Source organism: Streptomyces sp. NPDC050617 (assembly GCF_040654795.1).
Lineage (GTDB): Bacteria > Actinomycetota > Actinomycetes > Streptomycetales > Streptomycetaceae > Streptomyces.
Map to the genome: position 1 here is coordinate 15,329 of NZ_JBFAIS010000009.1, position 17,587 is coordinate 32,915.

At 72.7% G+C, this 17,587-nt stretch carries 14 protein-coding genes; 6 read left to right on the forward strand and 8 right to left on the reverse strand.

From position 1 onward, the window contains the following. Positions 1-63: 63 nt before the first annotated feature. Positions 64-1,053: an NAD(P)-dependent alcohol dehydrogenase gene (locus tag AB0I49_RS14320; protein ID WP_363227246.1), complete on the forward strand. Its 990-nt coding sequence runs from the start codon at positions 64-66 to the stop codon at positions 1,051-1,053. A 21-nt stretch (positions 1,054-1,074) separates the two neighbouring features. On the opposite strand, the gene AB0I49_RS14325 is transcribed toward AB0I49_RS14320, so the two are convergent. The 6 genes from AB0I49_RS14325 to AB0I49_RS14350 all read right to left on the reverse strand — a co-directional run bounded on the left by AB0I49_RS14325 (position 1,075) and on the right by AB0I49_RS14350 (position 5,827). After that, on the reverse strand, positions 1,075-1,938 hold the full coding sequence (locus tag AB0I49_RS14325) for a maleylpyruvate isomerase family mycothiol-dependent enzyme (RefSeq protein WP_363227247.1): 864 nt from the start codon (positions 1,936-1,938) through the stop codon (positions 1,075-1,077). Positions 1,939-2,106: 168 nt separating this feature from the next. Continuing rightward, positions 2,107-2,382 carry a hypothetical protein gene (locus tag AB0I49_RS14330; protein ID WP_363227248.1) on the reverse strand — a complete coding sequence of 92 codons (276 nt, stop codon included), beginning with the start codon at positions 2,380-2,382 and terminating at the stop codon, positions 2,107-2,109. 137 nt (positions 2,383-2,519) lie between these two features. Next, a complete protein-coding gene (arsB, locus tag AB0I49_RS14335) occupies positions 2,520-3,632 on the reverse strand; it encodes an ACR3 family arsenite efflux transporter (protein WP_363227249.1) in 1,113 nt (370 codons plus the stop codon). Then, entirely contained in the window at positions 3,623-3,937 is a 315-nt protein-coding gene (locus tag AB0I49_RS14340) for a metalloregulator ArsR/SmtB family transcription factor (protein ID WP_363227250.1), read from the reverse strand. Before AB0I49_RS14340 ends, arsB begins: the two co-directional genes overlap by 10 nt. A gap of 168 nt (positions 3,938-4,105) precedes the next feature. Then, complete coding sequence (locus AB0I49_RS14345) at positions 4,106-4,987, reverse strand: pentapeptide repeat-containing protein (protein ID WP_363227251.1); 882 nt, start codon at positions 4,985-4,987, stop codon at positions 4,106-4,108. Between the two features lie 108 nt (positions 4,988-5,095). After that, a complete protein-coding gene (locus AB0I49_RS14350) occupies positions 5,096-5,827 on the reverse strand; it encodes a rhomboid-like protein (RefSeq protein WP_363227252.1) in 732 nt (243 codons plus the stop codon). Between the two features lie 234 nt (positions 5,828-6,061). Between AB0I49_RS14350 and AB0I49_RS14355 the strand changes: the two genes are divergently transcribed. The 4 genes from AB0I49_RS14355 to AB0I49_RS14370 all read left to right on the forward strand — a co-directional run bounded on the left by AB0I49_RS14355 (position 6,062) and on the right by AB0I49_RS14370 (position 12,857). Further along, the gene (locus AB0I49_RS14355; protein ID WP_363227253.1) at positions 6,062-6,793 is read left to right on the forward strand and encodes a spermidine synthase; all 732 of its coding nucleotides are present in this window, start codon (positions 6,062-6,064) and stop codon (positions 6,791-6,793) included. Between the two features lie 111 nt (positions 6,794-6,904). After that, a complete protein-coding gene (locus AB0I49_RS14360) occupies positions 6,905-7,642 on the forward strand; it encodes a response regulator transcription factor (protein WP_363227254.1) in 738 nt (245 codons plus the stop codon). Positions 7,643-7,730: 88 nt separating this feature from the next. Beyond that, the gene (locus AB0I49_RS14365; protein ID WP_363227255.1) at positions 7,731-8,834 is read left to right on the forward strand and encodes a HAMP domain-containing sensor histidine kinase; all 1,104 of its coding nucleotides are present in this window, start codon (positions 7,731-7,733) and stop codon (positions 8,832-8,834) included. 249 nt (positions 8,835-9,083) lie between these two features. Next, complete coding sequence (locus AB0I49_RS14370) at positions 9,084-12,857, forward strand: multifunctional oxoglutarate decarboxylase/oxoglutarate dehydrogenase thiamine pyrophosphate-binding subunit/dihydrolipoyllysine-residue succinyltransferase subunit (protein WP_363227256.1); 3,774 nt, start codon at positions 9,084-9,086, stop codon at positions 12,855-12,857. Positions 12,858-12,945: 88 nt separating this feature from the next. On the opposite strand, the gene AB0I49_RS14375 is transcribed toward AB0I49_RS14370, so the two are convergent. Then, positions 12,946-13,887 carry a chlorophyllase gene (locus tag AB0I49_RS14375; protein ID WP_363227257.1) on the reverse strand — a complete coding sequence of 314 codons (942 nt, stop codon included), beginning with the start codon at positions 13,885-13,887 and terminating at the stop codon, positions 12,946-12,948. A 161-nt stretch (positions 13,888-14,048) separates the two neighbouring features. On the opposite strand from AB0I49_RS14375, the gene AB0I49_RS14380 reads away from it, so the two are divergent. After that, a complete protein-coding gene (locus AB0I49_RS14380; protein ID WP_363227457.1) occupies positions 14,049-14,417 on the forward strand; it encodes a MerR family transcriptional regulator in 369 nt (122 codons plus the stop codon). An 87-nt stretch (positions 14,418-14,504) separates the two neighbouring features. On the opposite strand, the gene fxsT is transcribed toward AB0I49_RS14380, so the two are convergent. Further along, the gene (gene fxsT / locus AB0I49_RS14385) at positions 14,505-17,516 is read right to left on the reverse strand and encodes an FxSxx-COOH system tetratricopeptide repeat protein (RefSeq protein WP_363227258.1); all 3,012 of its coding nucleotides are present in this window, start codon (positions 17,514-17,516) and stop codon (positions 14,505-14,507) included. Positions 17,517-17,587 lie beyond the last annotated feature (71 nt).

Consider the following 17,587-nt stretch of genomic DNA (forward strand, 5'->3'; position numbering starts at 1 on the left):
GTCGTCCGGTCCTAGCGTGAAGGCGTGAGAGCTACAGCCGCCGGTGCAGCCGGAGAAGAGTCCATGCGCGCGTTCGAGGTGAGCGGCGACCCCGGCGTCCCGGTCGTCCCCGTGGAGCGGCCCGTGCCCGTCCCGGCCGCCGGGCAGTTGCTCGTACGGGTGAAGGCCGCCGCGCTCAACGCGCGGGACCGGCTCATCGTCAGCGGAACGTACTCGGCCCCGGTGCCGCCGGGGCGCGTACCGGTCTCCGACGGCGCGGGCGTCGTGGCGGCGGTCGGCGACGGCGTCTCGCGGTTCCGGGCCGGGGACCGCGTCATGAGCAGCTTCCACCCGGACTGGCTCTACGGGCCGTTCCCCGGCTGGGGCGAGCTGTACGGCGTGCAGCGCGACGGGTGGCTCACCGAGTACATCGCCGTCGACGAGCAGAGCGTGGTCGGCGTGCCCGACCACCTCTCCTACGAGGAAGCGGCCACCCTCCCGTGCGCCGCGCTCACGGCGTGGTCGGCCGTCAGCGGTATCGGACCGGGCGACACGCTGCTCGTCCAGGGCTCGGGCGGGGTGTCCGTCTTCGCCCTCCAATTCGCCCGCCTGGCCGGGGCGCGCGTGCTGGCCACGACGTCCAGCGCGGAGAAGGCCCGGCGCCTGAAGGCCCTCGGCGCGTCCGACGTCGTCGACTACGCCCGTACGCCCGAGTGGGGCGCACGGGTACGGGCGCTCGCCGACGGGCGCGGCGTCGATCTCGTCGTGGAGATCGGCGGGGCCGGAACCATCGCCCAGTCCGTCGACGCCCTCGCCGACGGCGGCCGGATCTCCCTCGTCGGCAATCTCGCGTCGGGCGGCGGCATGGACCTGACGCGGTTCTTCCGGCGCGGCGCGGCGCTGCGGACCGTCGTCGTCGGCAGCCGGAGCGACTTCGAGCGGATGAACCGGGTCATCGGTCGGCACCGGCTGCGGCCCGTCATCGACCGCGTCTTCCCGTTCGCCGCCGCGCCGGAGGCGTTCTCCTACTTCGAGAAGGGGGCGGGCATGGGGAAGGTCGTCATCGGCCGCTGAGTCGCCCCGCGGAACCGGCTGTCAGTGGATGACGGACACGATCCGGCAGGCGGCCTCGGCCAGTTCGCGATCGCCGTCGATACGGGCGCGGGCCAGGGCCTCGGCGGGCTGGACGCCGCGCGTGCACAGGCGCCAGGCCGTCTCCGCGTCCAAGTGGAGCGTGGCCGCGGGCTGTTGGGGGCCGACCGAGGGGGCCAGGGACCACGCGCCGCCGTCCATGGCGGTCGCGGTCCACCTCCCGCCCGCCGGTCCGGCCACGCTCACCCGCACCCGCGTCCCGGCCGGCGCCTCGACCCCGCGCAGCGTATGCGGCAGCGCCCGCATGAAGGTGTCCAGGACCACGGACAGGAACCGCGGATCGGCGTCGGTGCCCTGGCCCACGGCGTGCCGGATCTGCTGGCGGTGCGTCCAGAACTCGGTGAAGTCGCGGGCGCTGTCCAGCCACATCGGCGCCGGGTCGGCGCCCGCCCAGGACACCCCCAGCGACGGCGATCCGGGGTCGGCGTCCTCGAAGAACCGGGCGGTCTGCCCGCCGATCAGTTCCAGGGTGTCGGTGAGCGCCGCCGGGCTCACCCGGGACAGCGCGTCCACCCATTCCTGGTTGATGCGGTGGATGAACGTTTCCAGCGTCTCGCCCGCCGCGAAGGCGGGGCCGTCCCGGTGGCCGTCGCGGTCGCGGGAGAGGCGTCCATAGCAGTCGCCCAGGAGGTGCGCGGCGAGATCGCGTACGGTCCAGCCGGGCACCGCCTCCTCGCGCCAGTCGGCGGGTGCGAGGCCGCGCAGCGTGGCGATCAGCGCGGCGTGCTCCGGGGCGAAGAGGGCGCGGGCGTCGATCGGGGGGCCGAGCCAGGAGTGGCCGGGGGCGTCGTCGAGTCGGGAATCCATGGCCATAGCCTGCCGCAACTCGGGGGCGGACGCGGACCGGTGCTCCCGCGGCACACGCGGTCCGAACGAGCAGGCGGTACGCGCGATCCGTACGAGCAGGCGCTGCGTACGGTCCGTACGAGCAGGCGGTACGCGCGATCCGTACGAGCAGGCGGTGCGCGCGCCGCCTCAGGAGGCCCCGGCGGCGGGCCCGCGGGACGGCGTCGAGCAGGCCGGGCACCAGTAGCCCTCGCCGCCCTGGATGAAGATCCAGCCCAGCTCGGCGATGTGCGGAACCGCCTGCTTGGCCTCGTGGAGCAGGAAGTTGGTGAGATCCAGCTCCTCGTCCGGCGGTGGTTCGGCGATCACCAGGTCGAAGGTGACCCGCTCCGTGCAGCCCCCGCGGTCGCAGGCGAGATAGAAGCGCACCGGGCCCGGGGCGCGGCCTTCCGTCGTCAGGCTCATAGGGCATCGTTACGGAGCCCGGCCGCATCCGGCAACCCGTCGGCGGCGGATACCGCCGGCGTACGGCCGCCGGCGCGCGGCGGGCGCCCCGGCGAACGGCCCGGACCGCCCGTCGCGCCCTCCGCCGGGCGCGCGCCTCACCCCGCCCCGGCGCCGAACTTCCGCCGCCAGGCCAGCGACACATAGACCAGCGCGATCAGCACCGGCACCTCGATGAGCGGGCCGACGACCCCGGAGAGGGCCTGGCCGGAGGTGACGCCGAAGGTCGCGATGGCGACCGCGATGGCGAGTTCGAAGTTGTTGCCCGCAGCGGTGAACGCGAGGGTCGCCGTGCGGTCGTACGGCAGGCCGAGCCCCTTGCCGAGAGCGAACGTGCCGAACCACATGAGCGCGAAGTAGGCGAGCAGCGGCAGCGCGATGCGGGCGACGTCCAGCGGCTGCGAGGTGATCGTCCGCCCCTGGAGGGCGAAGAGGACGACGATGGTGAACAGCAGCCCGTACAGCGCCCAGGGGCCGATCCTCGGCAGCACCTTCGCCTCGTACCGCTCCCGGCCCAGCCTCCGCTCCCCGAGGCGGCGGGTGAGGAACCCGGCGACCAGCGGGACGCCGAGGAAGACGACGACGTTCAGGGCGATCTTCCCCATGGAGATGTCCAGGCGGTGGCCGTCGCCGAGGCCGAGCCAGCCGGGCAGCAGGTCGAGGTAGAACCAGCCGAGCAGGCCGAAGGCGACGACCTGGAAGACGGAGTTCAGGGCGACGAGCACGGCGGCGGCCTCGCGGTCGCCGCAGGCCAGGTCGTTCCAGATGATGACCATCGCGATGCACCGGGCGAGGCCGACGATGATCAGGCCGGTGCGGTACTCGGGCAGGTCCGGCAGGAAGATCCAGGCGAGCGCGAACATCACGGCGGGCCCGAGCAGCCAGTTGACCACGAGCGAGGAGACCATCAGCCTCTTGTCGCCGGTGACCGCGTCGAGCCGGTCGTAGCGGACCTTCGCGAGGACCGGGTACATCATGACCAGCAGGCCGACGGCGATCGGCAGCGAGACGCCGCCGATCTCGACCGCCGCGAGGGCGTCGTTCAGGCCGGGGACCAGCCGCCCCAGGCCGAGCCCGAGCCCCATGGCCAGCAGGATCCAGACCGCGAGGAAGCGGTCGAGCGTGGAGAGCCGCGCGGCGACGGGGGACGCGGGCGGCGCGTCCGTACGTCCTGGAGCGGTCGCGGCGGGGTCGGCGCGGGTCACAGGCACGGCCTCCTGCGGTCGGCGGCCGCGGTCTCGCGCGCGGCGGCGGCCAGCTCCGCGAACGAGCCGGCCAGCGCCTCGACGACCTGCGGCCGCAGCCGGTAGTACGTGAAGTTGCCGCACGGCTCGGTGTCCACGACGCCGGCCTCGCGCAGCACCTTGAGGTGGTTGGAGAGGTTGGTCTGGCGTGCGCCGGTCTCCTCCACCAGGTGCGTGGTGCACAGCGTCTCGCGGGCGAGCAGCGTCACGATCCGGAGCCTGAGCGGGGAGGAGAGGACCTGGAGCAGATCAGCCTCGACTGATGTCAGCATGCACTGATGTTGACACGCCGACCGGCCCGTCCGCATCCCCGCACGTCATCCGGCCCGCGCCGAAGGCGCCACCGCCCGCACCACCACCCGCGCACCCGGCAGCGCCCACGTCCGCACGGCCGCCGGCCGCCCCCGCGCCGCCGGTCGCATCGCCGGCCGCCGAGCGCGTCAGCTCCAGTGCCCCGGCCGCGTCAGGGCCTCGGGGAGCCTGGTGGCGGCGTCGCCCTTGGCCGCGTTGAGCTGGGCCTGGGTGAGGAAGATGCTGCCGGTGAGGTCCGCGCCGCCGAGCTCCGCGTCGCGGAGGTCGGCGCCGATCAGGTCGGCCGAGCGCAGGTCCGCCCCCTTGAGGTCGGCGGCGATGAGGTACGCGCCGCGCAGGTTCGCGCCCCGCAGGTTCGCGCCGCGGAGCCGGGCCCCGATGAGGTCGGCGCCCCGGTGGTTCTTCTTCTTGCGCCCCGCGACACCGGCCCGTACCAGCTCGCTCGCGCGCAGCAGCAGTTCGTTGACCTCGCCCCGGTGCGCCGCCACGTCCAGCTCCGCCAGCTCCTCGGCGCTGCCGCCGGTCAGCCGCTCGGTCCGGCGCACGGCGGCGCGCAGCTCGCCGTGGAGGGAGCGGGCCTGCGGGAGGGAGAGCGCCTCGGCGAGGTACCACAGGAGTTCGTGGAGCTGCCGCATGACGGGGAACACGTCGAACATCGGGCGCGCGGTCTCCGGCGCCTGCCGCCAGTCCCGGCCGCCGAAGGTGACCTGGGAGACCTTCTGGCCCGCGCCGAAGCAGTCGAAGACGGTGCAGCCGGAGAAGCCGCGCTGCCGCAGGTCGGCGTGGATGCCGCAGCGGAAGTCCGTCCGGAGGTTGCGGCAGGGCTTCCCGGCGGGCTTGTCGATCGCGAAGTCCGCCGAGGCCGCGAAGGGCAGCGCGACGCAGCACAGCCCGAAGCAGCTCGCGCAGTCGGAGCGCAGGCCGAGCGCGTCGGCGCCCTCGGCGGCGCCGGACGCGTCGGTCGGGCCGGCGGTGCCGGTGGTCGGCTGGGCGCGGTCGTCGTCGGACAACGTGCGTGGGCTCCTGGTGCGAGGCGGTCGCCGCCCGGCGGGGCGGACCCCCATTCTCTCAGCCCGCGCCCGCGCGCCGGGAAGGCCCGTGCCGAAGCCGACGGCTCCTCAGAGCCGCGTCATCGCCCGCGCCGCCGCCCGTTCCCGCATCTGCCGCCGTACGAGCGGCCAGCAGGCGACCCCGACCAGGCCGGCCAGCGGATGGCCCCAGGCGGAGAGCGGGTCGAGGTACTCCAGCAGGTCGCGGGCGCACAGCAGCCCCGCCGACCCCAGCAGCGTCCACCGCGCCCAGGGCGGCAGCAGCCCGGCGAGCGCGCCCGTACAGGCCATCAGGCCGAAGCTGATCCCGTAGTCGAGGCGGTGCAGGGAGGCCGTGGGCAGCTCGCCCATGGCGACGCCCCAGGCGACCGGGAGCTCCGTGGCGAGGGTCGCGACGACGTGGCCGAGGAGGAAGACGCCGATGGTGCGCGGGCCGCCGACGCGGCGTTCGAGGGCCGTGAGGATGAAGAGGAAGGCGAGCCCGTACGCCGACTGGAGCCCGCCCGCGACCCACAGCGCGCTCGCGACGAGGACGAGCAGCGGCCGGTCCGAGAGGTGCGCGACGTCGGTGCTGGAGTCGCGGAGCAGCCGGCCCACGGTCTCCTGGTCGCCGTAGTCGGCGTACGCGGCGGTGGCGATCAGGACGAGGGCGTAGCCGAAGGTGAACGGGGTGCCGAGCGGGGTCGGCAGGATCCGCCAGGGCCGCGCCCCCAGGGCTCGTCTCAGCCATACCGGCGCGGGCGGGCGCGCGACCTCCGACGGGGTGACAACGGGCGCGTCGGCAGCGTCCACCAAGGTCACGGCGGTCGGACCCCTTCCCTCCGGGCGGCCGTGTCCCTCGGTCGCGCTCAGAACCTGGTCGGTCTCAGAAGATTAAGGTGCAGGGTCGACCCGGCAATCAAGCCCTGTCAGTGACTCCTGTCACAATGGGCAACCGAAAATGGGTACGAGGCGTCCCGTCTCCACACCTTTCCCCCGAGCTTCCCCGTCGTTCACCACCGCGTTCACCGCCGAGCCGCCCGGAGGTCCCGCACCATGTCACCGCAGTACGACACCGCCGACGCCCCCGTCACCCTGGAGCGCCGCGAAGGTCCGTACGGGGAGGTGGTGCTCCGGCGGCGCCCGGCGGGCGGCGCGGCGTCCAAGGGCCCCGGGGCGACCGGGGACGCCGTCTACGAGATCATCGCCAACGGCTGCTTCCTGATGGACACCTCCGACGGCCGCTCCGAGCGCCTGCTCGTCGACGCGGCCCTCACCGCGCTGCCGCCCGAGCGGCCGGCCCCCGCCCTGCTGATCGGCGGCCTCGGCGTCGGCTTCTCCCTCGCGCGGGCCGCCGCCGAGCCGCGCTGGGGCCGGATAGCGGTCGTCGAGCGCGAGCAGGCCGTCATCGACTGGCACCTGGCCGGGCCGCTCGCCGCGGTCTCCGCCGGGGCGCTGGCCGACCCCCGGACCGAGATCCTGCACACGGACCTCGTCGCGTACGTGCGCACCGCCCCGCACGCCTACGACGCGCTCTGCCTGGACATCGACAACGGCCCGGAGTGGACCGTCACCGAGGAGAACGGCGGGCTCTACTCCCCCGCCGGACTCGCCGCCTGCCGCGCCCGGCTGAACCCCGGCGGCGTGCTCGCCGTCTGGTCCGCGCAGCCCTCCCCGGCCTTCGACGAGGCGCTCCGGAATGCCGGGTTCACGGGTGTACGGACGGAAGAGATCGCAGTTGCCCGAGGCGTACCGGACGTGGTCCACCTGGCGGTTCGGGGCGCGTAGCCGTCCCCCGCCACCTGCCCGTACTCTGCTTTGCGTAGAGGCGACCAGGCACGCACGAGCCAGGCGTGACCAAGCACGACCGGGCACGGAAAGACGCTAAGGGCGGGGCGCATGGAGCAGACACACATCAGCCCGAACGGCGCCGCGGCCACTCCGGGCGCACAGCGCAGGGTGCTGGTCGTCGAGGACGACCAGACGATAGTCGACGCCATCGCGGCACGGCTGCGCGCCGAGGGGTTCCAGGTGCAGACCGCGGGCGACGGGCCGGCGGCCGTGGAGACGGCCGAGGCGTGGCAGCCGGACGCCCTCGTGCTGGACATCATGCTGCCCGGCTTCGACGGGCTGGAGGTCTGCCGCCGGGTCCAGGCGCAGCGGCCGGTGCCGGTCCTGATGCTGACCGCGCGCGACGACGAGACCGACATGCTGGTGGGGCTCGGGGTCGGCGCGGACGACTACATGACCAAGCCGTTCTCGATGCGGGAGCTGGCGGCGCGGGTGCATGTGCTGCTGCGCCGGGTGGAGCGGGCGGCGATGGCCGCGCACACGCCGCGCAGCGGCATCCTGCGCCTGGGCGAGCTGGAGATCGACCACGCGCAGCGCCGGGTGCGGGTGCGCGGCAGCGACGTGCATCTGACGCCGACCGAGTTCGACCTGCTGGTCTGCCTCGCCAACACGCCCCGCGCGGTGCTCTCCCGCGAGCAGCTGCTGGCGGAGGTGTGGGACTGGGCCGACGCCTCCGGGACCCGGACCGTGGACAGCCACATCAAGGCGCTGCGCCGGAAGATCGGGGCCGAGCGCATCCGCACGGTCCACGGGGTGGGCTACGCGCTGGAGACCCCGGCCGCATGACGGGCCGCAGCCGCATACGGGGCGGCGGGCCGGGCCGCGGCACGTACGCGCGAGGGCCCGGCGGCGGCGCGAGCGGCGGTGGCGGCCCGTGACCGGGACCGAACGGGACCAGCGCGCGGGGACCTGGGGCCGGGTCTGGGAGGCGCTGCGCCCCCTCGATCCGTACCGCTCGGTGAAGGCCGCGCTCGGCGCGCTCGTCATCGGGTCGGTGACCATCACCACCCTGCTGGTCTTCGTCGCGATCCACTCCGCGACCGAGTTGCGCATCATCACCGTCTTCTCGATCATCGCCTCGCTGCTGATCACCCAGTTCGTGGCGCAGGGGCTGACCGCGCCGCTGGACGAGATGACCGAGGTCACCGGGGCCATGGCGCACGGCGACTACACCCGGCGGGTACGGGCCGACCGGCGCGACGAGTTCGGCGACCTGGCCACCGCCTTCAACCACATGGCCGCCGATCTGGAGGCGGTGGACACCCACCGCAAGGAGCTGGTCGCCAACGTCTCGCACGAGCTGCGCACCCCGATCGCGGGGCTGCGGGCGGTGCTGGAGAACGTCGTCGACGGCGTCTCGGAGGCGGATCCGGAGACGATGCGGATCGCGCTGCGCCAGACGCAGCGCCTGGGCCGGCTCGTGGAGCAGCTGCTGGACCTGTCCCGGCTGGACAACGGCGTCGTGCCGCTGCACTCGCGGCGCTTCGAGGTCTGGCCGTATCTGGCGGGCGTGCTGAAGGAGGCCAGCATGGCCAACGGCAGCGGTTCCGCGCCGCACACCCGCAAGGACGTCCATCTCCACCTGGACGTATCCCCGCCGGAGCTGACCGCGTACGCGGATGTGGAGCGGCTGCACCAGGTCGTGGCCAATCTGGTCGACAACGCGGTCAAGCACAGTCCGCAGCGCGGCCGGGTCACGGTCCGCGCCCGGCGCGGGGAGGGCGAGGAGACGCTGGCGCTGGAGGTCATCGACGAGGGGCCCGGCATCCCCGAGTCCGAGCGGCACCGGGTCTTCGAGCGCTTCAACCGGGGCGGCTCGGGTCAGCAGGGTCCGGCCACCGACGGCGGGACGGGGCTGGGGCTGGCGATCGCGCGCTGGGCGGTCGATCTGCACGGTGGCCGGATCGGTGTGGCCGAATCCCCCCGTGGGTGCCGCATACAAGTCACTCTTCCGGGAACGCCTCGACAGACGAGTTGACGTAGGGTCGACGTCGGAAGCACACATTCGAGGGTTGTGGGCGCTATCACCCGAACCCTCGGAGAGCCTTGGGGACCTCAAGGACAGCGAAACTCGGTGTGTTTCCCGCCAAGTCATGCCACGAAACCAACCCAACAATGTGACTTGCGCGACGACTGGCCCGTGTGGCCTGCAAGCAAGGTCCCAAGAGGCGTAGCCTTTATTCCCGCTGTCCACCACCTTAGGAAGCGGAAGAGGGCGGTTGCCGCCGTGTCGCCACAGTCCCCCAACACCTCGAGCATCTCGACCGAAGAGAACGGGCCGGGCAAGAGTCCAGCCGATGTCTTCGGCCCCAATGAGTGGCTCGTCGACGAGATCTACCAGCAGTACCTCCAGGACCCGAACTCGGTCGACCGAGCCTGGTGGGACTTCTTCGCCGACTACAAGCCGGGCGCCCCGGCGGCCCAGCCGCCGCAGGGCGTCACGGGAGCCGACACTCCGGCCCCCACCACCGCCCCGCCGGCCGCCGCGCAGGCCCAGCCGGCGAAGGCCGCTCCGCAGCCCGCCCAGGCCGCTCCCGCGGCCCCGGCAGCTCCGGCCGCCGCCCCGAGCCAGGCCGCCAAGCCCGCGCCGGCCCCGGCGAAGCCCGCCGCGAAGCCCGCGGCCGCTCCGCCCGAGGGCACCGAGTACGTCCCGCTGCGCGGTCCCGCCGCGGCGGTCGCGAAGAACATGAACGCCTCGCTGGAGCTGCCCACGGCCACGTCCGTGCGCGCCGTCCCGGTGAAGCTGCTCTTCGACAACCGCATCGTGATCAACAACCACCTCAAGCGCGCGCGCGGTGGCAAGGTCTCCTTCACGCACCTCATCGGCTACGCCATGGTGCAGGCGCTGAAGCTGATGCCGTCGATGAACCACTCCTTCGCGGAGAAGGACGGCAAGCCGACCCTCGTCAAGCCCGAGCACGTCAACCTCGGTCTCGCCATCGACCTGGTCAAGCCCAACGGCGACCGCCAGCTCGTGGTCGCGGGGATCAAGAAGGCGGAGACGCTCAACTTCTTCGAGTTCTGGCAGGCGTACGAGGACATCGTCCGCCGCGCCCGCGCGAACAAGCTGACGATGGACGACTTCACCGGCGTCACCGCGTCGCTGACCAACCCCGGCGGCATCGGCACCGTGCACTCCGTGCCGCGCCTGATGCCCGGCCAGGGCCTGATCCTCGGCGTCGGCGCGATGGACTACCCCGCCGAGTTCCAGGGCACCTCCCAGGACGCCCTGAACAAGCTGGGCGTCTCCAAGGTCATGACGCTGACCTCGACGTACGACCACCGGGTGATCCAGGGCGCCGCCTCCGGCGAGTTCCTGCGGATCATGAACCAGCTGCTGCTCGGCGAGAACGAGTTCTTCGACGAGATCTTCAAGGCGCTGCGCATCCCGTACGAGCCGGTCCGCTGGCTCCGCGACATCGACGTCTCGCACGAGAACGACGTCACCAAGGCCGCGCGCGTCTTCGACCTGATCCACTCCTACCGGGTCCGCGGCCACGTCATGGCCGACACCGACCCGCTGGAGTACCGCCAGCGCAAGCACCCGGACCTCGACATCATCGAGCACGGGCTGACGCTGTGGGACCTGGAGCGCGAGTTCGCCGTCGGCGGCTTCGCCGGCAAGTCGATGATGAAGCTGCGCGACATCCTGGGCGTGCTCCGCGACTCGTACTGCCGCACCACCGGCATCGAGTTCATGCACATCCAGGACCCCAAGGAGCGCAAGTGGATCCAGGACCGCGTGGAGCGCGGTCACTCCAAGCCCGAGCGCGATGAGCAGCTGCGCATCCTGCGCCGGCTGAACTCCGCCGAGGCGTTCGAGACGTTCCTGCAGACCAAGTACGTCGGCCAGAAGCGGTTCTCGCTGGAGGGCGGCGAGTCCGTCATCCCGCTGCTCGACGCGGTCATCGACTCGGCCGCCGAGTCGCGCCTGGACGAGGTCGTCATCGGCATGGCCCACCGCGGCCGGCTCAACGTCCTCGCCAACATCGTCGGCAAGTCGTACGCGCAGATCTTCCGCGAGTTCGAGGGCAACCTCGACCCGAAGTCGATGCACGGCTCCGGCGACGTGAAGTACCACCTGGGCGCCGAGGGCACCTTCACCGGTCTGGACGGCGAGCAGATCCAGGTCTCGCTGGCCGCCAACCCCTCGCACCTGGAGACCGTCGACCCGGTGGTCGAGGGCATCTCCCGCGCCAAGCAGGACGTCATCGGCAAGGGCGGCACGGACTTCACGGTCCTGCCCGTCCTGCTGCACGGCGACGCGGCCTTCGCGGGCCAGGGCGTGGTGGCCGAGACGCTGAACATGTCGCAGCTGCGCGGCTACCGCACCGGCGGCACGGTGCACGTCGTCATCAACAACCAGGTCGGCTTCACCGCCGCGCCGGAGTCGGCCCGCTCCTCCATGTACGCCACCGACGTGGCCCGCATGATCGAGGCGCCGATCTTCCACGTGAACGGCGACGACCCGGAGGCCGTGGTGCGCGTCGCGCGGCTCGCCTTCGAGTACCGCCAGGCGTTCAACAAGGACGTCGTCATCGACCTGATCTGCTACCGGCGCCGCGGTCACAACGAGACCGACAACCCGGAGTTCACGCAGCCGCTGATGTACCACGTGATCGACAAGAAGCGCTCGGTGCGCAAGCTCTACACCGAGTCCCTCATCGGTCGCGGCGACATCACCCTGGAAGAGGCCGAGCAGGCGCTCCAGGACTTCCAGGGGCAGCTGGAGAAGGTCTTCACCGAGGTCCGGGAGGCCACCACGGCCCCGGCCCCGGCCGAGGTCCCGGCGCCGCAGGCGGAGTTCCCGGTCACGGTGAAGACCGCGATCTCCCAGGAGGTCCTCAAGCGGATCGCCGAGTCCCAGGTCAACATCCCCGACCGGGTCACCGTGCACCCGCGGCTGCTCCCGCAGCTGCAGCGCCGGGCGACGCAGGTCGAGGACGGCACGATCGACTGGGGCACCGGCGAGACGCTGGCCATCGGCTCGCTGCTGATGGAGGGCACCCCGGTCCGGCTCGCCGGCCAGGACTCCCGCCGCGGCACCTTCGGCCAGCGCCACGCGGTGCTGGTGGACCGGGAGACCGGCCAGGACTACACGCCGCTGCTCTACCTCTCCGAGGACCAGGCCCGTTACAACGTCTACGACTCGCTGCTCAGCGAGTACGCGGCGATGGGCTTCGAGTACGGCTACTCGCTGGCCCGCCCGGACGCGCTGGTCATGTGGGAGGCGCAGTTCGGCGACTTCGCCAACGGCGCGCAGACCGTCATCGACGAGCTGATCTCCTCCGCCGAGCAGAAGTGGAACCAGACCTCCGGGGTCACCCTGCTGCTGCCGCACGGCTACGAGGGCCAGGGCCCGGACCACTCCTCGGCCCGGATCGAGCGCTACCTCCAGCTCTGCGCGCAGAACAACATGACGGTCGCCATGCCGACCCTGCCGTCGAACTACTTCCACCTGCTGCGCTGGCAGGTGCACAACCCGCACCACAAGCCGCTCGTCGTCTTCACCCCGAAGTCGATGCTGCGTCTGAAGGCGGCGACGTCGAAGGCGGAGGAGTTCACCACCGGCAGCTTCCGCCCGGTGATCGGCGACGACTCGGTGAACGCCGAGGACGTCCGCAAGGTCGTCTTCTGCTCCGGCAAGGTCTACTACGACCTCGTCGAGGAGCGGACCAAGCGCGGTCTGACCGACACGGCCATCGTCCGCATCGAGCGCCTCTACCCGCTGCCGGGTGAGGAGCTCCAGGCCGAGATCGCCCGGTACTCCAACGCGGCGAAGTTCGTGTGGGCCCAGGAGGAGCCGGCGAACCAGGGTGCGTGGCCGTTCGTCGCGCTCAACCTGATCGACCACCTCGACCTGGCGGTCGGCGCGGACATCCCGGCCCCGGAGCGGCTGCGGCGGGTCTCCCGCCCGCACGGCTCCTCGCCGGCGGTCGGCTCCAACAAGCGCCACCAGGCCGAGCAGGTGGCCCTGGTCAACGAGGTCTTCGACATCTGACCTCGGTCGACGCCAGTACGTCCGAGAGGCCCGGCCCCGCATCGCGCGGGGCCGGGCCTCTCGGCGTCTCCGGTTCTTCAAGGGGCCGCTACTTGGATTCGAGCCGCCCCAGGGGGTGCTGGGACAGCGCCTCGCGAGCCGCCGTCCAGCCGGCGTCGTCGATGCCGAGGGCGTGGCGCAGGTACGCCAGGGTGGTCCGCTGGATCAGGGCGACGCGCTCGTGGTGCTCGTCCGTCGTCTCCCGGACCTCGTAGCCGGTGATGCCGCCGAGGGAGTGCTCCGCCCCGTACAGGGTGAGCAGGCTCTTGGGCCCCGGGCTCAGGTGGTACGGGTCCGTCATCCACTCCGGTCCCCGTACGGACATCGGCAGTTCGTCCTTGTCCCCCGCGATGACGAGGGCCGGCTTGGCCAGGTATCCGAAGTCCGGCGCCTTCAGCCACGGCAGGTTCTCGGCCGCGAAGGGGGTCAGGTCGGCGCCGCCCCGGCCGGCCGTGGCGAGCAGCACGCCCGCCGTGACCCGCGCGTCGGACAGGTCCTCCTTCGTCCCGCTCTCCGGGTCGAGGAGCCGCAGGCCCAGCAGGACGCCGGTCGTCTGGCCGCCGAAGGAGTGCCCGGCCGCGGCTATCCGGCCGCGGTCCACGCGTCCGCCGAGACCGGGCACCGCGGCCTCCAGCACGTCGAGCCGGTCGAGGACGAGCCTCATGTCCTGGACGCGGCGGCGCCACAGCCCCGGCCTGCGGGGATCGTCCTCGGGCAGCCCCACGGTCCGGGAGTCGAGGTGGGTGGGCTGGATCACCACGAAGCCGTGCGCGGCCCAGTAGTCGGCCAGCGGCCCGTAGCCGTCCAGCGAGGAGCCGTAGCCGTGCGAGAGGAGGATGACCGGCAGCCCGCTCCCGGTCGTCGGCGCGGATATCCGCACCCGCAGGTCCTCGGCGCGGCCCGATGCCTCCAGCACCACCGGTTTCACCGAGACGACGGGGGCGGCGGCGGGGCCGGCCGCGTGCGTGGCAGGCGTGTCTGTCGCGTTCATGGGGGTTCTTCCTTCGCGGGTCCGAGGGGAGGCCGGCGGACAGCCGGGCACGGTCCCGCCCTCCGCCGTCGCGGCGGGGGCGGTGCCGTCGCGCGTTACGCTAAAACCTGACGTTGGCGTGAGAGGCAAGTGCTGTTGTCGGGCCCACGGCGGAGGACATGATGCGTATCGGCGAGCTCGCCGCCAGGACCGGCGTCAGCGTGCGGGCGCTGCGCTACTACGAGGAGCAGGGCCTGCTCGCCTCGGAACGCAGCCCCAGCGGCCAGCGGCGGTACCCGGACAGCGCGGTCCACCGCGTCCTGGTGATCCAGCAGTTGTACGCCGCCGCGGTGCCCAGCAAGTCGATCAGGGAGATGCTGCCGCACGTCGTGGACGGTCAGGCCACGCCGGAGCTGCTGGAGCGGCTCGCGGCGGAGGGGGACCGCATCGACGGCAGGATCGGCGAGCTGGTGAGCGCCCGCGCCAGGCTGGGCGCCGTGATCGCCGCCGTCGAGAAATCCCAGACGGGCCGGGACTGCCGGGCCCGGTAGGCCCCCGCGGAGACATCGGGCCCGCGGCCCCCGGACAGCGCGGTACGGCCGTACGAGACGCGTCGTACGGCCGTACCTTCGCAGCCGCTACACCGGCTGCGGTTCGAAGTCCCAGAAGGGGCGGATGCGGGTGCGGGCCGCGACCGTGTGGCGGTGCTGGGCGCCGAGGGTGCGGGAGAGCTGCTGGAGCGCGTCGTGCTCCAGCTTGTCCGCCTCGTCGCGCTGACCGAGGCCGCGCAGGTCGGCGGCGAGGCCCACCTCGCAGGAGAGGGTCAGCGGGTGCTGGCCGCCGAGGGCGCGGCGGGCGCGGGCCAGGGTGTCGCGGCTGAGCTCGGTCGCGTCGTCGACGCGGCCGATGAGGTTGCGGCAGCTCGCCGCGTTGAGGGCGCACCCCAGCGTCCAGGGGTGGTCCTCGCCCATGGCCTCCCGCATCCGGGCCAGCGCCTGCTCGGCCGCCTCGAACGCCTCCTGCCGCTCGCCCGTCTCCCGCAGCGCGAGCGCGATGTTGCCGTACGCGCCGATGGTGAAGGGGTGGTCCTCGCCCATGACGGCGGCGTACCGCCCGGCGACGTCCTCGGCGCGGCGGCGGGCGTCGTCGAGGTCGGTGCCGACGGCGCGCAGCAGGCTGGCGTAGTCGCAGGCGACGCGGAGCGAGCCGGGGTTGTCGCGGCCGAGGACCCGCTCGCTGCGCTCCAGGGTGGCGCACAGCAGGGTCTCGGCGGCGGAGAGGTCGCTGTCCTGGCGGCGCATGCACATGGCCAGGTTGTGCTGGGCCATCAGGGTCTGCGGGTGGTTGCGGCCGAGGACCTGGAGGTGCAGGCGGACGCCGAGCTCCTGGCGGGAGGTGGCCTCGGTGTAGCGGCCGAGGAGGCGCAGCCCCCAGGCGTAGTTGAGGGCCTTGCCCAGCGTGCTGGGGTGCAGGGTGCGCAGGACCCGTTCGTGTGCTTCGAGCGTCTCGCGGTCGAGGTCGAGGGCTTCCTGGTACCGGCCGAGGAGGCGCAGCACGACGTTGACGTTGTTGCGGGCGCTCAGGGTGCGGGGCTCGTCGTCGCCGAGGAGTTCGCGGTAGCGCTCCCAGACGGTCTCCAGGAGGCCCTGCGCCTCCGGGTAGCGGCCGCGGGCCATGACGTTGGCGGCGAGGCCGCTCATGGCCTTGAGGAGTTCCAGCTCGTCGGGGTCGTCCTGGGCGTTGAGCTGGTCGACGGCGGTCCGGCTGAGCTCCTCGGCCTCCCGGTAGCGGCCGAGCATCCGCAACATGTTGGCCTGGTGGTGGGCGAGGATGATCAGCTGGTCGTGGTCGGGGCCGAGGAGGGCGCTCCAGGCGTCGCGGACCTTCTCGCACAGCTCCAGTCCGGTGCGGAACTCGCCGCGCTGGTAGAGGTAGCGCAGGCAGTTCAGGACGAACCGCTGGACCTTGGGGTCCTCGCTGTCGAGGGCGCCGCAGGATTCGAGGTGCGGCACGAGTTCGGCGTAGCGGGACCAGAGCCGGCTGTCGGAGGAGCGGCCGGGGTCGGCGGCGGTCAGGGACTCCTGCACGACGCGGGAGAGGGTGGTGTGTTCGCGGTCGGACATGGTGTCGCGGACGAAGCCGTGCACCATGCGGTGCATCTGCACGGTCTCGACGCCGGTGCCGGCGTCCTCGGAGATGGCCTGCTGGTACTCGATGCGGACGACGGAGTACTGGATCAGGATCTTGAGCGCGCGGTTCCACTTGAGGGTGTCGTTGGTCAGCCAGCTGAGCCGCTCGGGCAGCCGTCCCGTGCCCATCTCGCGCAGCAGCCGCAGCGGCACGGGGCCGGGCGCGAAGAAGACGCACAGCCGGAGCAGGTCGACGGCCTCCTGCATGTTCTCGCGGAGGGTGTTGAGCAGTATGTCCCACGCCTTGGGGAACGCCTCGGGGTAGGACGGCGAGGTCTGCAGGACGTCCTCGGAGTCCGAGACGGAGCCGCTGACCAGGGCCACGTACTCCTCGACGGGCATCGCGGACTGGCCGAGCCACCCGGCGGTCTGGTCGAGGAGGAGCGGCAGGTCGTCGAGGGCGGCGGCGAGGAGGTGGGCCTCGGCGGGGCTGAGCCGGTCGGCGCGGCGGCGCACGAAGGCGACGCTCTCGTCGCGCGCGTACACGGGGACGTCCATCAGCTCGGCGTCGTGGCCGCCCCAGTCGCGGTTGCGGGTGGTGATCAGTACGTGGCCGGGGCCGGAGGGCACCGCGTCGGCGACGGCGGCGGGGTCGTCGGCGCCGTCGAAGACGAGGAGCCAGCGGCTGTGCGGGCTGCCGACGCGCAGCGCCTCGTGGACGGCGCGGATCCGCTCGCCGTACTCGCTGCCGGCGTCGACGAGGCCGAGGGCGGGCGCGAGGGCGGCGAGGCCCTCGCGCATGGCGGCGCGGGTGTGCGCGGGCACCCACCAGACCAGGTCGTAGTCGGAGGCGAAGCGGTGCGCGTACTCGGAGCCGAGCTGGGTCTTGCCGACGCCGGACATGCCGTGCAGGGCGCAGACGGCGGCCCCGCTGGGGGCGTCCTCGAACCAGTCGTGGAGGTTGCTGAGCAGGGTGTCGCGGCCGGTGAAGCGGGGGTTGCGGCGCGGTACGGGGCCCCAGACCTCGGGCGGGTCGTCGGGGAAGCGGGGGGTGCCGGGCCGGTCGTCCTCGATGTACGGGCCGTCGGTCGGCAGTCCCAGTCGGCCCAGCACCCGTCGTTCACTCTCCTCGGCGCCGATGCGCCACAGGTCCGCGGGGGCCAGCAGCCCGGTTCCGCTCGGCAGTTGACGGGTCGTCACGCTCACGGCGGCGAACCGGTCGGCGTGCGGCTCGACGACGGCGTGCAGCGCCGCGTTCCACTCGTCCTCGGTGCGCGGGCCGAGCGAGAAGTACCAGTCGCTGAGGATCAGCAGGGTCTTGCCGGGCTGGTCGAGCAGGTCCGTCAGCGTGCTCTCCAGGGACTGGTCCACCGAGCCGTCCCAGCGGCGGAGCACCGGCCGGTGGCCCAGGCGCTGCAGGCGGTGGCTGATCCACGCGGCCCAGGGCCGGTTGTAGCCCGCGTAGCTGATGGTGAACTGCTGTGACCCGGCGCTCTCGCCGGCTCCTCGCTGTGCGGCCATCCGACCGTTCCCCTCGTGTCTGAACTCGTTCCGGAGCGAAGCGACAGTCGAGTCGGCGGGGGTGTCCGGCG